Origin of the sequence: Streptomyces sp. NPDC002130 (genome assembly GCF_040296465.1) — a bacterium.
Classification (GTDB): domain Bacteria; phylum Actinomycetota; class Actinomycetes; order Streptomycetales; family Streptomycetaceae; genus Streptomyces.
Map to the genome: position 1 here is coordinate 1 of NZ_JBEOXI010000393.1, position 5,178 is coordinate 5,178.

A 5,178-nucleotide genomic window follows, 5' to 3' on the forward strand; every position below is an offset into this window, starting at 1 on the left:
GGCGGCCAGTACCGACCGGTGCTGCACCGCGACCACGCTGACGAGCAGGAGCGGGAGCAGACACAGGATCTGCCGCAGCGCCTTGCTCGGACTGAATGTCGACGCCGTCCAGTGCGGTGACAGTGGAGCGTCCAACCTTGAATTGTTTTGTGAGACCGCCGATGTGGATCCCCGGCGCGGTAGGCGAGATCATTCGTTCTCCCTTGATCGGATGCGACCCCGCTTGCATACAAGCTTGGATCCAAGTGCGTAGATCGAACTTTAGGGACGCTGTGTTTCGATTGCATGAACGACGGAAACATGTGGATTACATTGCGCTCACGGCTCTTCCTCACGGTCCAAGGCGAAGCCCGCAAAACGATATGCAAGATCTTCGTCAACTCGTCGTGCCGCCTTTACGCGCTCAGCAATCGGAACCGCGCGGGTTCCTAGAATCTTGGAACACCCTTGTATGAACTGGTACCCGGAAGTTGGACTGGCTGATCCGTGCCCCTCAAAGTGAACCATCTATATGAGAGATGAGGCAGAGTGATCCACAGGAGGTCACAGGATGTTGTCAAGTTGTCTGGGATACAGCAGTTTTCGGGCGCAGCAGGCCATTCCACAGAGCAGTCGGTCAGGCAGTGATGCGTAGTTCAGTGACCTGATTCCAAACCTGGAATCGAGCGCGGATTTCGGTGCGGCGGTCGGTGGCGTTCATACGGTGGCGGGGCGGGCGGAAGTGCGGGGAGATACGACTGAAAGCGGCGAGGAATCGTTGCGCTGCACCGACGGAACGGAAGCCTTTTCATCGCCCGCTCGCGTTGCCGGGTCGGCTGATGGGAATTCTCGGGGGAGTGGAACGCCGACAACCCTGATTCGATTGCTCCGCGTCTGGAGGAGCGGACGCGTACCGCGTTGTTGCGGTTCGCGTGAGCGTGGATCGGTAGTCGGAAGGGGACCGGCCCGAAGCTACCGGGCCGGTCCCCTTCGTTGGATACTCGGAATGGCCTCTCACCGTGGGCGGATTCCGTCGATCGTCGCAACACTCGAACCGGGGATCCACTGTAACGACCCGCCCAGATCACCCTCGGCGGATGACGCGGAGAGTGCTCGACCCCGGATATCGTCCGCTGCATGGACAATGATGTGGAAATTCGGGCAATCGCGAAGGACACGTACACATTTCGGATACGCGATGGTGGAAAACTATCGCACGATGTACGCCCAGGCCATCGACGCAAGCGACCCCCGCTACATCGGCGGATTCGGCATCTACCGGCACTACCCCGAGCCCGCCAGGCCTGAGAATACAGACATCGTGACCCCCAACAACGACACGCCGTATTCATGGCTGTGGCTGGACTTGCGAGCCGAACCGTACGTCGTGGGTGTCCCGGCGATCGACCGCTACTACATCCTTCCGTTTCACGATCTCTACACCATCTACGCGGGATTCGTCGGCGCTGTGACCACCGGAACCGGTGCAGGGTCCTACCTCCTTGCCGGGCCTACCTGGAACGGCGACGTGCCCGCCGGCATCGACGGGGTCATTCGTTCTGCCACTGATTTCGTCGGAAGCCTCACCCGCACAGCGCTGATGCCCGACGGTATCGAAGCGATGGAGAAGATACAGGCCGCCTACGACGTGCGCCCACTGAGTGCATTCGCCGCGACCGAGAAGCCGCAACAGCCCCCTGCCCCACAATGGCCGGTCTGGGATGAGCAGAAGTTCACCACCACAGTCGCCTTCTACGAGTTGATCGACTTCCTCCTTCAATACGCGCCACCGCTCGAGGAAGACGTAGATATCCGCGCGCGGATATCTACGATCGGACTGCGTGGACAGGGGAAGTTCCGCACCGAGGACCTCGACGCCACTGAACGGGCACAATTCGAGAACGGCCTCGCAGACGGCAGAGCCGAAATCGAAGTACAAGAAGGCCATACATCGTCATCGATCGGCATCTTCGGAACCCACGAACAGATGGCAGGCAAGTACTCGCACCGCAACATTGGTGCAGCTAAAGGGATTTACGGGCTCCCTCCGAGCGAAGCGTGGTACGCGGGCTGGCTGAATGACACAGACGGCGACGTTCCTGTCGGGACCAAGTCATTCACTGTCACTTTCGCTGCCGATGCTCTACCGAAGGTCAAGTTCTTCTGGTCGGCAACTATGTACCGACTCCCGGAGCGGCTACTCGTCGCGAACCCCATCGACCGATACTCGATTGGCGACCGCACACCGGACATCGTGTACAACGATGACGGCTCTCTGACCCTGCACATCTCCCACGACGAACCTCGCGAACCCGCAGCGAGAGCGAATTGGCTCCCCGCTCCCGAAGGGCCCTTCACCGTCGTCGTCCGCGCCTATGGCGGTGAAGCCGACATCGTCGACGGCACTTAGAGAGCATTCGGAAACTCGCGGCGGTGCTCGCTCAGCGCGCTTGTGGGGTAGAGGCGGGCTCCTGGTTGGGTCAGGGATGAACAGTCGCTGACCGCACCCAGGAGCCCGCCATGTCATCATCACTTGTCGCGTCGTGCCCGGCATGCCCGTCGGGGGCGCCTGGGCATCGGAACGTGGTGTATCCGTCCTCGTCACTGACCGACGCACAGTGGACGGTACTGCAACCATTGCTACCTCGGCCGGGCAACTCCACCGGATGGGGCGGCAGGCCCGAAAAGTACTGCCGTCGTTTGGTGTTGGATGCGATTCTCTACGTGGTTCGGGGTGGGATCGCGTGGCGGCAGTTGCCGGTGGAGTTCCCGCCGGCGTCGACGGTGTACGGGATCTTCGTCCGTTGGGTCCGCGGCGGGGTATGGCAGGGCATCCACGACGCGCTGCGCGACCGGCTCCGTGTGCGGGCCGGACGAGACCGGTGCCCGACCGCGGCGATCGTCGACTCGCAGACCGTGCCCGCAGCCGACACGGTGCCCGGATCTCGTCGCGGATGGGACGGCGGGAAGCGAACGAATGGGGTCAAGCGGCACATTGCGGTGGATGTGAACGGGCTACTGCTCATGGTCGTGGTGACCGCCGCCTCGATCCAGGATCGAGACGCCGCGCACCGGTTACTGGCCGGTCTGCGGGGCGGCTTCTCCACTATCCGGCTTATCTGGGGCGACGGCGGCTACCCCGGTCGACTGCTCGGTTGGGCGAAAAGCGTGCTCGCCCTGCAGGTTGAGATCATCAAACGGATCCCCGGTGCGAGCGGATTTCACGTGCGGCCCCGGGTTTGGGTAGTCGAGCGCACGTTTGCGTGGATCAACAAGTACCGCCGTTGCGTGCGCGCTTACGAGACCCGACCCGACCACCACGAGGCCGTCATTCACGTCGCCATGATCGGCCTCATGACCCGGCGCCTTGCAAGGGCATGAACCCAGTTTCCGAATGCTCTCTGAGAGTCCAGACGCACGAGGAACGCTTTTTCCCGGTTCGTGACTTTGGTGAGGTTTTCGGAGGATTCCGTGCGTGAAAGTCTGGGCATTGCCATCGATGATCATTCCATTTCCACGGCGCTCGTGGACGCGGACACTCCAGTGCTCGGGGCGATCGACGATTTCCGTCATCCGTGGACCGCGGACGTCCGGTCTGCAGCGTCGACGGCGCGCGCGTTGACCTCTGCAGCCGCCGTCGCAACCGAGAGAGCAGCACGTTCTCAGTTGCATCCGACGACGATCGGAATGGTATGTGAGCGTGCAGATGTCCGCGACCTCGTCCCGGAGGCGTTGTTGGCACAGGCACGAACAACCGTCGAGCTGGTCAACAACCTCGAGGCGCGTCTTGCTTACCTTGCCACGGTGGATGCTCTGGCCGGTGTTTCCCCGGTTCTCGTGGCTTGGCCGGAGGGTGAGGAGGGCATCGTCAACTTAACTGGGCCTCCGTCAGGGATGATCAACGGATGAGTCGGGGAGACGAGACAAAGGTGGATTCGACGCGGTCACTCTACAAACGGCACCGCTATCCTGCGGAGATCATCGCGCACTGCGTGTGGTTGTACTACAGGTTCGCCTTGAGCTTGCGCGACGTCGAGGAGTTGATGCTCGCCCGTGGCATCGTCGTCTCGTACGAGACGATCCGTGCATGGTGCGCGAAGTTCGGGCCCGAATACGCGCGTGGCCTGCGCCGACGCGCTCCCGAACCTGGCGATACATGGTTTCTGGACGAGGTGTTCGTCAAGATCGGCGGCATCCGGAAGTACCTGTGGCGGGCGGTCGATCAGGAAGGAAACGTCCTCGACGTCTTGGTCCAGTCACGACGCAACGCGAAGGCTGCGAAACGTTTCTTCGGTAGGCTGATGCGCAAGCAGGGCCGGGTACCGAGGGTGCTGGTGACCGACAAGCTTGCCAGTTACGTTGTGGCGCATCGGGAGTTGATGCCATCGGTCGAACACCGGCGCTCGAAGTACCTCAACAACCGGGCCGAAAACTCGCACCAACCCACCAGGCAACGAGAACGCGCCATGAAGTTCTTCCGTTCACCGGGCGCAGCGCAACGGTTCCTGGCGGTGTTCAGTGCGATCTCGCCGCACTTCCGGCCCGGGCGACACAAGCTCACCGCGAGCGATTACCGCTCCGAAATGACCAACCGATTCGCCACCTGGAACGACGCCACCGGCGTACTCGCCGCCTGAACCTGGTTTCTCACCAACAGAATCCGCCCCAGTATGATCGAATATTGTTGATTCCCAGTCATGTTCAGTTAAGTTGACAAAGCCCTGCCGGCGGTGGGGTGTCGGCTGGGCTCGGGCCGATCGCTCGGCGGTGCCGGCGGCGGTGGGTGGGGAGCTGCTGTTGCTCGTCGATTCGGGCGTGCGACGGGCTCGGGAAGGTCGATTTTCGGGTGTTTTTGAATGTTGTTGTGTTTCAGTAACTTTGGGTGATCGGTTGGTGCATAATCAGTTTCGGTAGTTACGCATGGAGTTATTTTTGAGAAGTTCGAATTGTGTTGTTGTAGTTACAATTTCGAGGTTTTGTGGTTCTGTATTGTCTTGCGATTTGGGGTGGGGTCCTGTAGGATGGGAAGCATGATGACGATGAGCTGGCAGACGCGAGACGGGGTAGCGTCGAGCGACCCCCACTCCTCCCCGGCCCCGTTTGGTGCTTGGGTACCGACTTTTCAGTTACGATCAAATCCTTTGGTGACAAAGACAATTCAGGAATTTAGAGGAGCGAAGCGAGTCGATCGACGGCAGC

The 5,178-nt window shown here is 61.0% G+C and carries 4 protein-coding genes and 1 pseudogene; 4 read left to right on the forward strand and 1 reads right to left on the reverse strand.

Translation table 11 applies throughout. From position 1 onward, the window contains the following. Positions 1-616: 616 nt before the first annotated feature. Positions 617-830 (reverse strand): annotated as a pseudogene (locus tag ABT116_RS39320) (IS6 family transposase); the annotation flags it as partial. Between the two features lie 347 nt (positions 831-1,177). Here ABT116_RS39320 and ABT116_RS39325 point away from each other — a divergent pair. From ABT116_RS39325 to ABT116_RS39340, 4 genes are all read left to right on the forward strand, one after another. Then, a complete protein-coding gene (locus ABT116_RS39325; RefSeq protein WP_298783266.1) occupies positions 1,178-2,389 on the forward strand; it encodes a DUF1254 domain-containing protein in 1,212 nt (403 codons plus the stop codon). A 173-nt stretch (positions 2,390-2,562) separates the two neighbouring features. Next, on the forward strand, positions 2,563-3,360 hold the full coding sequence (locus ABT116_RS39330) for an IS5 family transposase (RefSeq protein WP_350834984.1): 798 nt from the start codon (positions 2,563-2,565) through the stop codon (positions 3,358-3,360). Between the two features lie 90 nt (positions 3,361-3,450). Continuing rightward, entirely contained in the window at positions 3,451-3,888 is a 438-nt protein-coding gene (locus tag ABT116_RS39335) for a hypothetical protein (protein ID WP_298783250.1), read from the forward strand. Beyond that, positions 3,885-4,616, forward strand: a complete 732-nt coding sequence (locus ABT116_RS39340) for an IS6 family transposase (RefSeq protein WP_155289649.1) — start codon at positions 3,885-3,887, stop codon at positions 4,614-4,616. The genes ABT116_RS39335 and ABT116_RS39340 overlap by 4 nt, the downstream gene beginning before the upstream one ends. Positions 4,617-5,178 lie beyond the last annotated feature (562 nt).

Excerpts from the sequence above, each read along its gene's own strand:
- ABT116_RS39325 (WP_298783266.1), top strand. The coding sequence starts at position 1,178 with ATGGTGGAAAACTATCGCACGATGTACGCCCAGGCCATCGACGCAAGC.
- ABT116_RS39340 (WP_155289649.1), top strand. The coding sequence starts at position 3,885 with ATGAGTCGGGGAGACGAGACAAAGGTGGATTCGACGCGGTCACTCTAC.